Origin of the sequence: Jiangella asiatica (genome assembly GCF_004349065.1) — a bacterium.
Lineage (GTDB): Bacteria > Actinomycetota > Actinomycetes > Jiangellales > Jiangellaceae > Jiangella > Jiangella asiatica.
On record NZ_SMKZ01000014.1, the window covers coordinates 41,665 to 57,847 of the forward strand.

The 16,183-nt window shown below is 71.5% G+C and carries 13 protein-coding genes; 6 read left to right on the top strand and 7 right to left on the bottom strand.

All coding sequences use genetic code 11. The features are described 5' to 3' along the window. Window position 1: 1 nt before the first annotated feature. From E1269_RS11740 to E1269_RS11760, 5 genes are all read right to left on the bottom strand, one after another. Window positions 2-1,447, bottom strand: coding sequence for a Gfo/Idh/MocA family protein (locus tag E1269_RS11740; RefSeq protein ID WP_203433381.1), 1,446 nt, complete (start codon window positions 1,445-1,447; stop codon window positions 2-4). Window positions 1,448-1,664: 217 nt separating this feature from the next. Continuing rightward, complete coding sequence (locus E1269_RS11745) at window positions 1,665-2,507, bottom strand: class II fructose-bisphosphate aldolase (protein ID WP_131894605.1); 843 nt, start codon at window positions 2,505-2,507, stop codon at window positions 1,665-1,667. After that, complete coding sequence (locus E1269_RS11750; RefSeq protein ID WP_131894607.1) at window positions 2,504-3,433, bottom strand: 1-phosphofructokinase family hexose kinase; 930 nt, start codon at window positions 3,431-3,433, stop codon at window positions 2,504-2,506. Before E1269_RS11750 ends, E1269_RS11745 begins: the two co-directional genes overlap by 4 nt. Further along, the gene (locus E1269_RS11755; RefSeq protein WP_131894609.1) at window positions 3,430-4,350 is read right to left on the bottom strand and encodes an ROK family protein; all 921 of its coding nucleotides are present in this window, start codon (window positions 4,348-4,350) and stop codon (window positions 3,430-3,432) included. Before E1269_RS11755 ends, E1269_RS11750 begins: the two co-directional genes overlap by 4 nt. A gap of 1 nt (window position 4,351) precedes the next feature. Next, window positions 4,352-5,245 (bottom strand): SIS domain-containing protein, encoded by an 894-nt coding sequence (locus E1269_RS11760; RefSeq protein WP_131894611.1) that lies wholly within the window; start codon window positions 5,243-5,245, stop codon window positions 4,352-4,354. 262 nt (window positions 5,246-5,507) lie between these two features. Between E1269_RS11760 and E1269_RS11765 the strand changes: the two genes are divergently transcribed. The 4 genes from E1269_RS11765 (at window position 5,508) to E1269_RS11780 (ending at window position 9,532) form a co-directional block, all read left to right on the top strand. Further along, the gene (locus E1269_RS11765) at window positions 5,508-6,761 is read left to right on the top strand and encodes an extracellular solute-binding protein (RefSeq protein ID WP_203433383.1); all 1,254 of its coding nucleotides are present in this window, start codon (window positions 5,508-5,510) and stop codon (window positions 6,759-6,761) included. Continuing rightward, window positions 6,758-7,696, top strand: a complete 939-nt coding sequence (locus tag E1269_RS11770) for a carbohydrate ABC transporter permease (RefSeq protein ID WP_131894613.1) — start codon at window positions 6,758-6,760, stop codon at window positions 7,694-7,696. The genes E1269_RS11765 and E1269_RS11770 overlap by 4 nt, the downstream gene beginning before the upstream one ends. Before the next feature lie 161 nt (window positions 7,697-7,857). Continuing rightward, the gene (locus E1269_RS11775; protein ID WP_131894774.1) at window positions 7,858-8,661 is read left to right on the top strand and encodes a carbohydrate ABC transporter permease; all 804 of its coding nucleotides are present in this window, start codon (window positions 7,858-7,860) and stop codon (window positions 8,659-8,661) included. A 16-nt stretch (window positions 8,662-8,677) separates the two neighbouring features. Then, window positions 8,678-9,532, top strand: a complete 855-nt coding sequence (locus E1269_RS11780) for a DeoR/GlpR family DNA-binding transcription regulator (protein WP_239000868.1) — start codon at window positions 8,678-8,680, stop codon at window positions 9,530-9,532. A gap of 171 nt (window positions 9,533-9,703) precedes the next feature. Here E1269_RS11780 and E1269_RS11785 read toward each other — a convergent pair whose 3' ends face one another. Continuing rightward, window positions 9,704-11,356: an LCP family glycopolymer transferase gene (locus E1269_RS11785; protein ID WP_162606369.1), complete on the bottom strand. Its 1,653-nt coding sequence runs from the start codon at window positions 11,354-11,356 to the stop codon at window positions 9,704-9,706. A 203-nt stretch (window positions 11,357-11,559) separates the two neighbouring features. Then, a complete protein-coding gene (locus E1269_RS11790; protein ID WP_203433387.1) occupies window positions 11,560-12,075 on the bottom strand; it encodes a GNAT family N-acetyltransferase in 516 nt (171 codons plus the stop codon). Between the two features lie 19 nt (window positions 12,076-12,094). On the opposite strand from E1269_RS11790, the gene E1269_RS11795 reads away from it, so the two are divergent. Together E1269_RS11795 and E1269_RS11800 are read left to right on the top strand one after the other, a co-directional pair. Then, on the top strand, window positions 12,095-13,750 hold the full coding sequence (locus E1269_RS11795; protein ID WP_420810622.1) for a DNA repair helicase XPB: 1,656 nt from the start codon (window positions 12,095-12,097) through the stop codon (window positions 13,748-13,750). 147 nt (window positions 13,751-13,897) lie between these two features. Beyond that, on the top strand, window positions 13,898-16,057 hold the full coding sequence (locus E1269_RS11800) for a HelD family protein (RefSeq protein ID WP_131894619.1): 2,160 nt from the start codon (window positions 13,898-13,900) through the stop codon (window positions 16,055-16,057). Window positions 16,058-16,183 lie beyond the last annotated feature (126 nt).

Genomic DNA, 16,183 nt, shown 5'->3' on the forward strand with positions numbered 1-16,183 from the left:
CTCAGCCGTCGAGCCAGGGGTCGTCGGGACGCTCGCGGTCGAACGTCGGGCGGGGGTCCTCCCAGTAGCCACGGGTGAAGTCGGGCACCTTGACCGCCTGCATGCGTCCCAGCTTCATCGACTCGTGGCTCAGTGGGATGATCGAACACCAGGCCGCGGAGTCGTAGACATCGATGTCAGGTGTCATGCCCAGTCGCATCAACTGCACGAGGCGGAAGATGGCGATGAAGTCGCCGCCGCCGTGGCCGCCGTACTGGTCGGCCAGGTCCTCCAGGGCCGGCCAGAGCCAGTGGTCGTGCTCGGCCAGGATGGCGTTGTACTCGCCGCCGGTGCGCCAGGAGTGGTTGGTGTGGCCCAGTGACTCCAGGTAGATGCGGGCATTGTCGAGCTCGACGGTGCCGCGGGTGCCGGTGAGCGTGGTCTCGCGGCTGTAGGGGTGCGGCGAGTTGACGTCGTGCTCGACCCGGATCATCAGGCCGTTCGCCGTCTTGATCAGGGCGGTGTGGCGGTCGCCGGAGATGTACTCGTCGTCGTCCCAGGAGGAGTGGTCCGGCCCGACCCGAGGGTCCTCGGAGCGGAACAGCGCGAGGTTCATCGGCGGTGTGGCCACCGCGACCAGCTCGTCGAACCGGTCGCCGCGGTTGATGCCCATGGTCGCCGAGACCGGGCCCAGGCCGTGCATGGGGTAGTGCAGTGCGTTCATCCGGGTCTGCCAGCGCCGCCGCCAGTACTCGGGGTGGTAGGCGCCGCCGAACAGGTACGGCCACCGCAGGTCGTGCACGTAGCCGCCGGAGGCGTGCTGCAGCTCGCCGAACAAGCCAGCCTTGGCCATGTTGAACATGCGCAGCTCGGGCCGGAAGTAGTTGACGTTCTCCAGCAGCATGCAGTGCTTGCCGGTGCGCTCGGAGGTGCGCACGAGGTCCCAGATCTCGTCCAGGTACGGCGAGATGGGCAGCTCGACGGCGACGTGCTTGCCGGCTTCCATGGCGGCCTTCGCCTGCGGATAGTGCCACTCCCACGGGGTGGCGATGTAGACCAGGTCGATATCGTCGCGGGCGAGGAGGTTGCGGAAGTCCTCCTCGCCGTCGGAGTACCCCACCGGCTCCACGTCCTGAAAGCCCTGGGCCATGATCCTGCCGATGGTGCGGCTGACCCGCTCCGGCCGGATGTCGGCGACGGCGCTGATCTTGGACACGGCGCCCCAGCGGACGTCCTGGCCGCCGCCGCGCTCGCCGAGCCCGATGAGGCCGACGCGGACCTCGTCGAACCCTTCGAAGGGCACTTCGGCCATCGACTTCTCGCGCCCGGGGATACGCGGGGGCTCACGGTGGATGTCCGCGGCGGCGGTCGTGGTGGCGGCGGCACCGGCGATGCCGGCCGCGCCGAAGGCGGCTCCCGACCTGATGACGTCACGGCGGGACGGTCGATACCTGTTCGGACGGGACACCCGAATCACTCCTCGATCGAACCTGCACCTTTTGATCGGATAACGAGCATTATCGAGCACTAGAGTTCCGGCCTGCAAGGGTTTGATCGGTTGAAATCTGGTCAATTCGGAATCCGTCGGGCTCGGCGAGCCCGACGGCGCCGCTGACCACGTTGACGACGCTCGTGAACAGTCCGACGTCGAGCCGACAGCCATGGCGCATCCCGACCAGCCGATGTCAACCGGATGCGGCCCGCAGCACCCCAAGCAGCCGCGCCGTCTCGTGAGCGACGGCGTCCCGGCCGGCCGCGACGTAGCGGCGCGGATCGGTGAGCGCGGTGTCCTCGTCCAGCCGGCGGCGGATCTCGGCGGTGAAGACACCGTTGAGGTGCGTGGCGATGTTGACCTTCGTGATGCCGTTCGCGACCGCCTTCGTCAGCTCGGCGTCGGGCACCCCGGACGAGCCGTGCAGCACCAGCGGGACCGGCACGGCGGCGCGCAGGTCAGCGATGAGCGCGTGGTCGACGACGGCGTCGCGGGTGCGCATCGCGTGCGACGTGCCGACCGCGACGGCCAGCGAGTCGACCCCGGTCGCGGCGGCGAACGCGGCCGCCTCGGCCGGGATGGTGCGCGCGCCGGGGGCGTGCACGCCGTCCTTGCCGCCGACCTCGCCCAGTTCCGCCTCCACCGCCACCCCGCGGGCGTGGCAGTGCTCGACGACGGCTCGGGTGGTTGCGACGTTGTCGTCGTAGTCAAGCTTCGAGGCGTCGAACATGACGCTGGTGATGCCGAGCTCGACCGCCTCGTCCACCAGGTCGGCGTCCTCGGCGTGGTCGAGGTGGACGCAGACCGGCACCCGGGCGGCGCGGGCGACGGCCAGCGTGGCCAGCGCGATCGGCTCCAGCGCGCGGTGGTAGCGCACACAGTTCTGGCTGATCTGCAGTACCACGGGCGCCTGCGCCAATTCCGCGCCGGCGACCAGCGCCTCGGCGTGCTCGAGCAGGATCACGTTGAACGCGCCGACGCCGCCGTCGCGGGCCAGCGCGTAGTCCAGCAACTCGGTGATCGGTGTCAGGGTCATGCGATGCGCTCCGCGGACAGGGTGGGCAGGAATCGGTGGTACGCGGCGAGATCGACCTCGCCGGCGACGTCGGCCAGCACCGCCGCGGCGCCGAGCGCGGCCGCGTCGACCAGCGCGTACGGCCACGCCGTACCGGCGACCAGGGCGTGCGCGAGGGCGGCGACGGCGGCGTCGCCGGCGCCGGTCGGGTTGCCGGCGACGCCGGGCACCGCGGGTACGTGCCACCCGCCGTCGGCGTCCACGCCCAGCAGGCCGTCGGCGCCGCGTGACACCACGACCCGCCGGGCACCGAGGGCCACCAGTCGGCGAGCCGCCACCAGCGCGTCGTCGCCGGCCGCGATCTCGGCCAGTTCCTCGGCGTTCGGCTTGACGACGTCCGGGCCGGCCTCGACGGCGGCGAGCAGCGGCGGGCCCGAGGTGTCGACCACGGCGGGGACACCGGCGTCGCGGGCCAGCGCGACCAGCCGCGCCGGCAGGTCAGCCGGCGCGCCGACGGGCAGGCTGCCGGAGACGGTCATGGCGGCGGCTCCGATCAGCGCGTCGGCCGTAGCGGCGAGGAAGCCCGCCCACTCCGCCTCGGTCAGCGGCCGGCCCGGCTCGTTGAGCGCGGTGGCGGTTCCCGACCCGTCGACGACGGTGACCGTGCGGCGCGTCTCGGCGGCGACGGGGACCGCGAGCACCCGGAAGCCGGTGTCGTGCTCCGCCCGCAGCGCGTCGACGAGCCACTCGCCGGTGGGGCCGCCGACGGGCACGACGACCGTCGCCGGCACGTCCAGGGCGCGCAGCACCCGCGCGACGTTGACGCCCTTGCCGCCGGGCCGCCGCAGCACCCGGCGCACCCGGTGCGTGGCTCCCGGCATCAGCGCCGCGACCTCGTAGGTGACGTCGGCGGCGGGGTTCGGGGTCACGCAGACGACGTGGTTCACGAGAGCAGCTCCCACGCCAGCAGCCCGGCGCCGACGCAGCCGGCACGGTCGCCCAACTCGGCTGGGACGACCCGGGGCACGCGGTGGAACGTCAGCCGGTCCGCCAGCCGCTCGCCCAACGGCGCGATCACCAGGTCGGCAGACTCGGCGAAACCGCCGCCGACGGCGATCACCTCTGGTGCGACGATGCCGGTCAGCATCGCCAGCCCGCGGGACAGCGCATCGAGCGCCTCGTCCCAGACGGCGACGGCGGCCGGATCTCCCGCGCGGACCCGCGCCGCGACGTCGCGGCTGCCGTCCACCCGCGTGCCGGACGCGGCCGTGTACCGGCGGGCGACCGCCGCCGCCGACGCCACCGTCTCCAGGCAGCCGCGGCCGCCACAGGCGCACGGCAGGTCGCCGCCGACGTCGACGTGACCGATCTCGCCGGCGTAGCCGTCGCCGGCGAAGAGCCGGCCGTCGAGGACGAGCGCGGCCGCGATGCCGGTGCCGACCGGCACGAACGCGGCGTTGCGTGCGCCGCGGCAGGCCCCGGTGCGGTGCTCGGCCAGTCCGCCTGCGCGCACGTCGTGCCCCAGGACGACCGGGCAGCCCAGCCGGTCGGAGAGCAGGTCGCGCAGCGGCACGTTCTGCCAGCCGAGGTTCTCCGCGCCGACCGCGACCCCGGCCCGCTCGTCGACGATGCCCGGGACGACCACGCCGACGGCCGCCGCGCGCCGCGCCGGGTGACCGGCGACCAGCCCGTCCAAGACCGCCACGACGGCGTCGACCACGGGCTTGCCGTCCGCGCCGGCCGGCGGTGTCGTCGCCCGCACCAGCCGGCTAACTGCTCCGTCCGCGCTCACCACACCGGCTTTGATGGACGTGCCGCCGACGTCGACGGCGACAACCGGGGGACTCGCGTCGACCGGGCCCATCTCAACCGGCCGGGAGGACGACCGACCGGGTGAGGTGCCGCGGCCGGTCCGCGTCGAGCCCGCGCTCCTGCGCTATGGCGACCGCCAGCCGCTGCGCCACGACGAGGTGGGCCATCGGGTCCAGGTCGCTGGTGACGAAGCCCGCGCCGGTGGCCGCGACGTCGGCGGCCAGCCCGGCCGGCGGCGCGCCGAACGACCACACCAGCCGGCCGGGCTCGGCGATCGCGATGGGGCCGTGGCGGTAGTCCATGGCGGGATACGCCTCGGCCCAGAACTGCGCCGCCTCGCGCAGCTTCAGCGCCGCCTCGTGCGCCAGGCCGATCGTCCAGCCGCGGCCGACGAAGCTGACCTGCTCGGCGGCGACCCAGCCGTCCAGCGGCTCGGCCAGCGCCTTCTCCGCATCGGCGACGATCGGCTCGAGGTCGTGCCCCAGGTGGGCGCGCAGCAGCGCGAGTGTCGTCGTCGCACAGCGGGACTGCACCACCGACTCCTCGTCGGCGAAGTCCAGGACGACCGACTCGTCGACCGCCCGCACGACCGGGGAGTCCGGCACGGCGGTGATGGCCACCGTCCGGGAGCCGTGGCCGGCCGTGTCGATGGCTGCCAGCAGGTCGAGGATCTCCGTCGTGGTACCCGAACGCGTGATGGCGACGACCGCGTCGTACCCGCGCCCCACCGGCGCCTCGGATGCGGCGAACGCGTCGGTCTCGCCGGCCCCGGCCGCCTCACGCAGCGCCGCGTAGGCCATCGCCATGAACCAGGACGTGCCGCAGCCGACGACGGCGACCCGCTCGCCCGCCGCGGGGAGCACCCGGCCGGCCGGCTCCAGGATGTCGGCCACGCGGCCCCAGCAGGCCGGTTGGCTGGCGATCTCCGCCCTGACATGTTCGCTCATCGGGTGATCGTCTCCTCGTCCACTGTAGAGCCCACATCAGGCTCGCGCCCCTGCATCATATCGATCGAACTGACCACTAAACGAGCAGAGTCAGTCAGGACCCTGTCACAGACCGCCATGATTGCATTCGGGTCACGAGCCATTGACACGGCTCTGTCACTACGACAAACATGGATACCCGCACTCGACAGATTGTGCGCGAAACGCGTGCGAAACGCGTATAAACAATCATCGCGGTCATCGAACCACCCAGGAGGCGGACGTGAGACGACTGGTGTCCTTGGCGGCGGCAAGCGTGGCGATGGGCCTGACGCTCACCGCCTGCGGGTTCGGCGGCGACGACGACGGTGGCGACGGCGGTGACGGCGGTGAGGGCGGCTCGACCAGCCTAGACCTGCTGGTCCCGCAGTACAGCGACGGCACGACCGCGCTGTGGGAAGAGATCATCGCCTCCTTCGAGGAGGATAACCCCGACATCACCGTCAACCTCGAAGTGCAGTCGTGGGACAACATCAACGACGTCATCCGCACCAAGGTGCAGGCCGGTGAGGCGCCTGACATCCTCAACATCGACGCGTTCAGCGGCTTCGCCAAGGACGACCTGCTCTACCCGGCCGAAGACGTCGTCTCCTCCGAGACCATGGACGACTTCCAGGAGTCGTTCATCGAGAACGCCTCGCTGGACGGCACGGTCTACGGCCTGCCCATGATCGCTTCGGCCCGGGCGCTGTTCTACAACCAGGACGTGCTCACCCAGGCCGGCATCACCGAGCCGCCGGCCACGTGGGACGACCTGCTGGCCGCCGCCACCGCCGTCAGCGAACTGGGCACCGGCGTCTTCGGCTACGGCATGCCGCTGGGCAGCGAGGAGGCCCAGGCCGAGACGTCCATCTGGACCTTCGGCGGCGGCGGCTCGTGGACCGCCGGCGACACCATCACCGTCGACACCCCGGAGAACCTGGCCGCGGTCGAGTTCATGAAGACCATGATCGACGCGGGCGCCACCCAGCCCGACCCGGGCGCCACCGACCGGACCCCGATGCTGGACGTCTTCGTCCAGGGCCAGATCGCGATGGCGGTCGGCCTGCCGCCCACGATCGGGCAGATCGAGGAGCGCAACCCCGAGCTCAACTACGGCATCGCACCGGTGCCGACGCAGGACGGCTCGCCGGTCACGCTCGGCGTCGCGGACCACCTGATGGCCTTCCGCAACGACGACGACAAGCAGGAGGCCATCCGCGCCTTCCTCGACCACTTCTTCAGCACCGACGTCTACCTCAGCTTCGTGGACACCGAGGGCTTCCTGCCCACCACGATGTCCGGCGCCGAGGGCACCGCCAACGCCGAGCGGTTCGCCGACTTCCTCGAGGTGCTGCCGGAGGCGCAGTTCTACCCGAGCACCAACGAGGCCTGGGCCGCCACCCAGGGCGCGCTGCAGAGCCTGGTCGGGCAGATCCAGACCCAGGACGCCGCGTCGGTTCTGCAGCAGATCCAGGCCAGCGCCGACAACGCATGACGACACAGACCGAGACCCGCCCCGTGCGCCGGCACTCTCGCCGGCCGCGGGGCGGTTCCTCACGCTGGGGGACGCTGGGCCGGGCGCTGCCCTGGCTCGGCCCCACCCTGGTGCTCATCGCCGGGGTGGTGTTCTTCCCGGCCGGGTACATGGCGTGGACGTCGTTCCGCGACCTGAGCCAGTTCGGCGTCGACAACGGCCCGGCCGGTCTGGACAACTACACCCGGCTGCTGGAATTCACGGCGCTGTCGCGGGTGCTGACCAACACCGTGGTGTGGGTGGTCGGTGTCGTCGTCGTGACGGTGCTCATCTCGCTGGGGCTGGCGCAGTTCCTGGACAAGGCCTTCCCCGGCCGCCGGCTGGTCCGGCTCGCCATCATCATCCCGTGGGCGGCCAGCGTCGTCATGACCACCACGGTCGTCTACTACGGGCTGGACCCGTTCTACGGCATCATCAACGCGTTCTTCGTCGACATCGGGCTGCTGGACCGGCCGTACGGCTTCACCCGCAACGCGGTGCCGGCGTTCCTCACCGCCATGGGTATCGCGGTGTTCGTGTCGCTGCCGTTCACCACGTACACGCTGCTGGCGGGGCTGCAGACGATCCCGACCGACGTGCGTGAGGCGGCCCAGATGGACGGCGCCGGGTCGTGGGCCACCTACCGGCGCATCATCCTGCCGCTGCTGCGCCCGGCCCTGGCCGTCGCCACCATCATCAACATCATCAACGTGTTCAACTCGCTGCCGATCCTGCAGGTGATCACCGGCTCGATCCCCGGCTACAACGCCGACACCACCACCACGCTGATCTTCAAGTTCATCCGCGCCGACCGGCAGATCGACACAGCCAGCGCGCTGAGCGTCGTCAACTTCCTGATCGTGCTCGCCGTCATCCTCGTCTACCTGCGGGTCGTCCGGCCCATGAGGGAGGACTAGCCCAGCGCCGACCGCGAGGTCCCAGGCGCGAGCGAGTCCCACAAAGGGGAAGGAAACCAGCCGTGGCCGCCACCACCACCTCTCCGTCCGCCGACCCGGCCGTCCTTCAGGTCGACGGGGGACGGCCCGCCCGTGGTTCCCGGGGCCGGCGCCGCGTGCTGATGGCCGTCGCGGGCGGCGTCATCGCCCTGGTCTTCGTGCTGCCGTACCTGGTCATGCTGATCGGGTCGTTCAAGTCGCGAGCCGAGATCCTGCAGGTGCCTCCGACGTACCTGCCGCAGGAGTGGCTGCCGTCGAACTACGTGGACATGTGGTCCACGCCCGAGACGCCGCTGCCGTACAACCTGGTGTCCACCATCGTCATCTCGGTGTGCGCGACGCTGCTGGTGCTGGCCGTGGCCGCGCCGGCCGCGTACTACACCGCGCGGTTCCGGTTCCCGGGCCGGCTGGTGTTCCTGCTACTGGTGCTGGTGACGCAGATGCTGCAGCCGACGGTGCTGGCGGCCGGGCTGTTCCGGCAGTTCGTCACCCTCGGCATCAATGACACCTGGCTGGCGATGATCCTGGTCAACAGCGCGTTCAACCTCTCGTTCGCGGTGTGGATCATGCACAGCTTCTTCGCCGCCATCCCGCGCGAGCTGGACGAGGCCGCGGCCCTGGACGGCGCGTCGCGGCTGCAGATCCTGCGCCGGGTGACCATGCCGCTGGTGTGGCCGGGCGTCGTCACCGCCATCATCTTCACGTTCGTCGCCTGCTGGAACGAGTTCGCCGCCAGCCTCGTCATCCTGACGACCGCGGAGAACCAGCCGCTGTCCGTCGCCCTGACGAAGTTCGTCGGCCAGTACGAGTCGGCCTGGCAGTATGTGTTCGGGGTGTCGATCGTCGGCATCGTCCCCGTCGTGATCCTGTTCGCGCTCATCGAGAAGCGCCTGGTGGCAGGGCTCACGGCGGGCGCCGTCAAGTGAGGAGGTGGGGGCCGACGTGACGGAACAGCCGCTCACCGATCCCGGCGACGAGGGTGCTTCGGGCGAGGGCGCCGACGGGCAGACGCCGGACCGCGCCGGCCGCTGGCGCCAGATGCTCGACCTGCTGGCAGAACGCGGCCGCCTCAGCGTCACCGAGACCGCCGCCGCGCTCGCCGTCTCCGAGGCCACCGTCCGGCGCGACTTCACCGAGCTGGCGCGCCAGCAACTCGTCACCCGCACCCACGGCGGCGTCCTCGCCACGTCGGTCGCCTACGACCTGCCGGCCCGTTACCGTGCGTCGTCCGGGCACGACCCCAAGGAGCGCATCGCCGCCGCGGCCGCCGACATGGTCGAGCCCGGCATGGTGGTCGGCTTCAACGGCGGCACGACGACGTCGGCGACGGCTCGCCGTCTGGCCGCGCGCATCGAGCACGGGCCGCACTCGGGCGACCCAGCGCTCACCGTGGTCACCAACGCCCTCAACATCGCCACCGAGATGGTGCTGCGGCCGCACATCCGCACGGTCTCGCTGGGCGGCGTGGCGCGGCCGCAGTCGTACGAGATGACCGGGCCGCTGGCGACGCTCGTGCTCAACGAGCTCTGGCTGGACATGCTGATCCTCGGCATCGACGGGCTCACGGCCAGCGGCGGCGCGTCGTGCCGGCACGTGGGCGAGGCCGGCATCAACGCGCTCATGGTGCAGCGCGCCAGCCGGGTGGTCGTCGTCGGCACCGGCGACAAGATCGGGCGCCGCGCGTTCGCCCGCATCTGCGACGTCGACCAGGTGAACGTGCTCGTCACCGACCCGGGCGCCGCAAAGGACGACCTCGCCGCCCTCCGCTCCGCCGGCGTCGACGTCCACGTCGTCTGACCCCGGCCGCGGATCGCCGGTTCGCCGCCTGGCCAGCCGGTCGCCGCAGATCGTCCGGCCGCGGCGGACCCGTTGATCATCAACGATCCGGCACATCAGAGGACCGCTGGTGCGTCACCACGCTTGCATCCCTGATGGGGCACCAGAGAAGTCCCGGTGATGTCGTTCCCGTCAGCAGACCTCGGCGATGGACTGGGCACCGTCGGACTCGTCGGGCGTCTCCTCGGCACCCGGGGTCCCGGACTCGCCGTCGGACGGCTCGGTCGGGTCCTCCGTGGGCGGCTCGGTCGGGTCCTCATCGGCCGGGGACTCCGTCGGGTCGGCCGTATCGCTCGGCTCGTCCGGGTCGGTCGGGTCCGGCGACGACGTCTCACTGGGGGCCGGCGTCTCCCGGGGCGGCTCGAGCGACTCCTGGACGAACTCGCGGATGAGATCGTAGTTTGGTTCGTGGTACTCGATGATGTCGTCGGTGAACGGGAGGCTGCGGATGCCGGTCTCCTGCACCTCGAGCGCCAGCTCGGCGAAGTCGGAGAGTCGGCTGGCCGGGATGTCCGTCGACATCGTCTCCTCGGCCGCGGTCGCCAGCTCTTGGTACCGGGTGAGCAGGTTGAACGGGTCGGCCTGGGCGGCGATGGCGCCGATGACGCAGCGCTGCCGGCGCATCCGCTCGTAGTCGTCGGACACCGGCCCGGGGCCGCAGCGCGCGCGGGCGAACCACAGCGCGTGGTAGCCGTCGAGGTGCTGGTTCTCCCCGGGCTCGATCCAGCCGCTGGCCTCGGTGCAGCCGCCGCTGACCTCCTTGGTGCCGATCGGGATCCGGTACGGCACGTCCAGCTCCACCCCGCCCAGCGCGTCGACCAGGTACTGGAAGCCGCGCAGGTTGACCATCACGTAGTAGGAGATGTCCAGCCCCAGCGCCTCGCCGACCACCAGCTTCATCGTTTCGGCACCGGGGTCGGCGATGCCCTCGAAGAACTCCGGGAACTCGTGTGGGACGAACCGGTACATCGCCGAGAGCCAGTAGTAGGCGTCCTCCTCCGGGCCGCTGAACCCGTCGGGGTAGGCCTCGTGCAGCGGGGTGCCCTCGGGCATCGGCACGTTCAGCAGGTTGCGCGGCAGCGAGAACAGTGCGGTGTCACCGGTCCGCGTGTCGATGCTGGCCACCATGACGGTGTCGGTGCGGGTCTCGTCGCGGCCCGGCCCGCTGTCCGAGCCGAGGATGAGGACGTTGACTCGGTCCTGGCCGGCCCACGGGTCGCCCTCGGTGGCGTCGTCCGGGATGGTCAGGCTGTGCTGGTCGTCGTCGGCGAAGACGTTGTCGATGAACTCCAGCTGGCGGAACGCGTACCGGCTGCCGAAGCTGATCGGCACCACCATCAGCGAGACGAGAGTGATGACCAGGACCGCCGACAGCAGCCGCTGCGGTGCCCGCAGCCCTTCCGGCTGGAGCAGGTAGAGACCGACGACGGCGATCACCAGCCAGATGACGGCCAGGGCCAGCAGCCCGCGCGCCATCAGTGTCAGCGTGTCCGGATCGGTGCCCATGCGGGCGGCGCTGGTCGCGTCGGTGCGCATCAGGAGCACGACGGCGCCGGCGATCGCGGCCAGGAAGAGGATCAGGACGAACCAGCCGAGGACCTTGCGGCCGGCCGAGATGAGACTCAGTCCGGGGACGAGCGAGCCGACGCTGACCTGACGGAGGAACCGGCGGTACTCGCCGGGCCGCAGAGCGCCGGAGCCCCGGCGGGCGGGGTCGTAGGAGCCAGCGGACGACGGCGCCGGGCGTCCGCGCCCGCCTCGCCGACGACCTCCCGGATCGTCCATCTCCTCGCCGATCATCACTGCCGCTACCCGCGTCGTGGGGCCGGAGTCACCCTCGCGCGCGTGCGCCTCCTTACGTCACGTGGCCGCCCGGCGGGTGGTGCTGCCGGCCGTCCTGGTGGTCGTCGAGCCGATCGTCGCCTGGTCATTCTGCCCGACCGGGACAAACGTAACTCAGCCGCCCCGGCCCGAGACCCGGCCGCCCGCTACACCTTGCGGACCATGAGCACCGAGTCGCGGTCGTCGCCCGGCGCGACCCGGATCATACCCGGCAGCCGGCCCACTTCCTGGTAGCCGGCGGCCTCGTAGAACCGGCCGAGCCCCAACCCGTCGCGGTAGGTGAGGTGGAGCAACTCCAGGCCGTCGGCGCGGGCGAGGTCGCTCACGCCCTCCAGGAGCACCCGCCCGGCGCCTCGTCCCTGGAACCGGGGGTGGACCTGCAGCCGCAGCACCGTCGCCCAGTGCCGGAAGAGCTGATTGTCGGTGCCGACGATGAAGGCGAAGCCGGCCCGCTCGCCGTCGACGCGCAGTAGAGCTGTTGTCGTCGTGCCGGCCGCCATGCCCGCCAGCGCCTCGTCGAGCGTGGGCCTGACGTCGTCGGCGTCGACGGGTGCGACGAACCCCACCGCCCCGCCGGCATTGGTGACGTCGACCCAACAGCTCAGCATCCAGGCCCGCAGGTCGTCGTCGACGTGGTCGACTCGTTCGACGGTTTCGCTCACCCCCCGACCGTACGGGACAATGGTGAACGTGAACGACGGCCCGCTGATCGTCCAGAGCGACAAGACCCTCCTCCTCGAGGTCGAGCACCCTCAGTCCGGCGACTGCCGGCGTGCCATCGCGCCCTTCGCCGAGCTCGAACGCGCGCCCGAGCACGTCCACACCTACCGGCTCACCCCGCTGGGGCTGTGGAACGCCCGCGCCGCCGGCCACGACGCCGAGCAGGTGGTCGACACGCTGCTCACCTACTCCCGCTATCCGGTACCGCACGCGCTGCTGGTCGACGTCGCCGAGACAATGGCGCGGTATGGCCGGCTGCGGCTGGAGGCCCACCCGGTGCACGGGCTGGTCCTCGTCACCAGCGACCGCGCGGTGCTCGAGGAGGTGCTGCGCTCCAAGCGCGTGACGCCGCTCGTTGGCGCCCGCGTCTCCGAGGACACCGTCGTCGTACATCCCTCGGAGCGGGGCAACCTCAAGCAGGCTCTGGTCAAGCTCGGCTGGCCGGCCGAGGACCTGGCCGGCTACGTCAACGGCGAGGCGCACTCGATCGCGCTGGACGAGACCACCTGGGCACTGCGCCCCTACCAGCGCGACGCCGCCGACGGCTTCTGGCACGGCGGCTCCGGCGTGGTGGTGCTGCCGTGCGGCGCGGGCAAGACCCTCGTCGGCGCGGCCGCGATGGCCCGCGCACAGGCGACCACGCTGATCCTGGTCACGAACACCGTCGCCGCCCGCCAGTGGCGCGACGAGCTGGTGCGCCGCACCAGCCTCACCGAGGACGAGATCGGCGAGTACTCCGGCGCCAAGAAGGAGATCCGCCCGGTCACCATCGCCACCTACCAAGTGCTCACCACCCGGCGGAAGGGCGTCTACACCCACCTCGAGCTCCTCGACGCGCGCGACTGGGGCCTCATCGTCTACGACGAGGTGCACCTGCTGCCCGCTCCGATCTTCCGGATGACGGCCAACCTGCAGGCGCGCCGCCGGCTCGGGCTCACCGCCACGCTGGTGCGCGAGGACGGCCGCGAGGACGACGTCTTCACCCTCATCGGCCCCAAACGTTATGACGCGCCCTGGAAGGAGATCGAGAACCAGGGCTACATCGCGCCGGCCGACTGCGTCGAGGTGCGGGTCACCCTCTCCGACGGCGAGCGGCTCGCCTACGCCACCGCCGAGCCGGACGAGCGCTACCGCCTCGCCTCCTGCACCGACGCCAAGACCCGCGTCGTGGAGGGCCTGGCGAAGCGGCATGCCGGCGAGCCGACCCTGATCATCGGTCAGTACATCGACCAGCTCGACGAGCTCGGCGAGCGCCTCGACGCGCCGGTCGTCAAGGGCGAGACCACGGTCCGCGAGCGGCAGCGACTGTTCGAAGCGTTCCGCTCCGGCGAGCTCACCACGCTGGTCGTCAGCAAGGTCGCCAACTTCTCCATCGACCTGCCCGAGGCAAGCGTCGCCATCCAGGTGTCCGGGACCTTCGGCTCGCGCCAGGAGGAGGCGCAACGCCTTGGTCGCATCCTGCGTCCCAAGGCCGACGGTCGCACGGCCCGGTTCTACTCCGTCATCGTCCGCGACACCGTCGACCAGGACTTCGCCCAGCACCGGCAGCGGTTCCTCGCCGAGCAGGGCTACGCGTACGAGATCGCCGACGCCGAAGACGTCCTGCGCGACACCTGACCCCCCGTCAGACTGGCCGGCCGGCCCCGTCATCACGAGCCCTGCCCGAGCCTCACCATGATTGCGAGCATGGTGTGACACGAGATCTCGTGCTGAACGTGATCATTCCGGGGCCGCGCGCAGCCACGGAAGCAGCAGAGGAGACTCATGTGGTGGCGCGCGGCGGGGATCTGCACTAAGGTCTTGTGCCCTTCGCGACCGGACCGGGTCACCGGGCCGTCGGAAACGCCCCATCTTCCGCCGAGCCCGAGGAGGCCGTCCCCCGTGTCCGCGACCGATCCCACACTCCTGGCCGAGCGAGAGCACCTGCTCCGCGCCCGCGCGGACCTGCGCGCGATGCGCGAGCACACCTTGTCGCTCAACGCGCAGGGCGGCGACCACGTCTCCACCGAGTACCTGAAGGCCGCGCTCTACCGCCGCGCGAAGGCGCTGGAGGACGATCCGTCGCTGCCGCTGTTCTTCGGCCGCATCGACCGCGTCGAACCGGGCCACGGCCGCGAGGAGACCCACGAGTCGTTCCACATCGGCCGGCGGCACGTCATGGACGGCAACGGCGACCCGATGGTGGTCGACTGGCGGGCCGACGTGTCCCGTGCGTTCTACCGGGCCACCCGCAACGACCCGCACGGCGTGGTGCTGCGCCGGCGGTACGGGTTCGCCGAGGGTGAGCTCACCTCGTACGAAGACGAGCACCTGCTCGACACCAGAGAGGCGGACATCACCAGCCGCATCCTGACCGAGGAGATCGAGCGGCCCCGCGTCGGGCCGATGCGCGACATCGTCGCCACGATCCAGCCCGAGCAGGACGAGGTGGTGCGCACGAGCCTGGAGCGGACCGTGTGCGTGCAGGGCGCACCGGGCACCGGAAAGACAGCGGTCGGGCTCCACCGCGCCGCGTACCTGCTGCACACCTACCGCGACCGGCTGGCCCGCACCGGCGTGCTGGTCATCGGCCCGAACCAGGCGTTCCTGCACTACATCGCCCAGGTGCTGCCGACGCTCGGCGAGGTGGACGTGCGCCAGGTGACAGTCGCCGAGCTGGTCGACGGTACGGGGGTGCCACCGCGGGTCACGGACACCCCCCAGGTCGCGGCGCTCAAGGGCGACGAGCGGATGGCCGAGGTGATCCGGCGGGCGGTGTGGTCGCACGTCGGCGAGCCGGCCGAGACGCTGTACGTCACGCGCGGCACCCGGCGCTGGCGGGTCCCGGTGCACGAGGTGGTCGAGGCGATCGCGGTGCTGCGCGGGCGCGGCGACGGGTACACGACGGCGCGGTCCCTGCTCGGGCAGCGGCTGGCGCACCGCATCCTGCTGCGGATGGAGGCCGCCGGCGAGATCACCGACGACCGTGTCCAGAACGCGGTGGCCCGGTCCCGGCCGGTGAAGGCGTACGTGGACGAACTGTGGCCGGCGCTGGACCCGGTGAAGCTGGTGCTGCGGCTGCTCAGCGAGCCGGAGCTGCTCGCCGTCGCCGCAGCCGGGATCCTCGACGCCGACGAGCAGGCCCGGCTGCTGTGGTCCAAGCCGGCTCGCGGCCCGAAGTCGGCGCCCTGGTCGCCGGCCGATGCCGTCCTCGTCGACGAGGCCGCTGCCGCGCTGGAGCGGGTGCCGGGCGTCGGACACGTCGTACTCGACGAGGCGCAGGACCTCTCGCCGATGGAGCTGCGCGCGGTCGCCCGCCGGGCCGGCACCGGCTCGCTCACCGTCCTCGGCGACATCGCCCAGGGCACGACGCCGTGGGCGACGCCGTCGTGGCCGGACGCGCTGCGTCATCTCGGCCGCGAAGACGCCCACCTGGAAGTGTTGCGCAAGGGCTACCGGGTACCCGCCGCGGTGGTCGACTTCGCCGCACGACTGCTGCCGTTCATCGCGCCGGGCATCGAGCCGCCGGAGGCGGTGCGCTCCAACCCGGGGCGGCTGGACGTGGTGGCCGCAGACGGCGACCTGCTCGCGGCGGTGGCCGATGCGGCCGCCGACGTGGCCACGAGGATCGGCTCGATCGGCGTCATAGCGGCCGACGACATGGCCGACCAGGCCGCCGCGGCACTGACGGCGGCCGGGGTCGAGCACGGACGGCTCGCCGACGACGCCCGCGTCACCGTCGTGCCCGCAACGCTCGCCAAGGGCTTGGAGTACGACCACGTGATCGTCATCGAGCCGGCCCGGATCGTCGCGGCCGAGCCGAGCGGGCTGCGCCGCCTCTACGTGGTGCTGACCCGGGCGGCCTCCTCGCTCACCGTGGTGCACGACGACGCTTTGCCGGAGCCTCTCACCAGCCGGGAACCACTGGTCCACCAGGGGGGATAGGGTCCCGATGCCCGCGAAGAGCTACATTCTGTGTATTCTCTGCACCGCGTAAGGGGTCATCGGCACCCCCCGAGATTCGCTCGGCGCGAGCGACGGCACCTGCCTGGGGAGGGCGCATGGCATCTG

What these genes read in the sequence shown, in the direction of transcription:
- E1269_RS11755 (WP_131894609.1), bottom strand. Translation starts at nt 4,350, where the DNA reads ATGGGCCCGGTCGACGCGAGTCCCCCGGTTGTCGCCGTCGACGTCGGC.
- E1269_RS11785 (WP_162606369.1), bottom strand. Translation starts at nt 11,356, where the DNA reads ATGGACGATCCGGGAGGTCGTCGGCGAGGCGGGCGCGGACGCCCGGCG.
- E1269_RS11745 (WP_131894605.1), bottom strand. Translation starts at nt 2,507, where the DNA reads ATGACCCTGACACCGATCACCGAGTTGCTGGACTACGCGCTGGCCCGC.
- E1269_RS11795 (WP_420810622.1), top strand. Translation starts at nt 12,095, where the DNA reads ATGGTGAACGTGAACGACGGCCCGCTGATCGTCCAGAGCGACAAGACC.
- E1269_RS11775 (WP_131894774.1), top strand. Translation starts at nt 7,858, where the DNA reads ATGGCCGTCGCGGGCGGCGTCATCGCCCTGGTCTTCGTGCTGCCGTAC.
- E1269_RS11800 (WP_131894619.1), top strand. Translation starts at nt 13,898, where the DNA reads ATGTGGTGGCGCGCGGCGGGGATCTGCACTAAGGTCTTGTGCCCTTCG.
- E1269_RS11770 (WP_131894613.1), top strand. Translation starts at nt 6,758, where the DNA reads ATGACGACACAGACCGAGACCCGCCCCGTGCGCCGGCACTCTCGCCGG.
- E1269_RS11760 (WP_131894611.1), bottom strand. Translation starts at nt 5,245, where the DNA reads ATGAGCGAACATGTCAGGGCGGAGATCGCCAGCCAACCGGCCTGCTGG.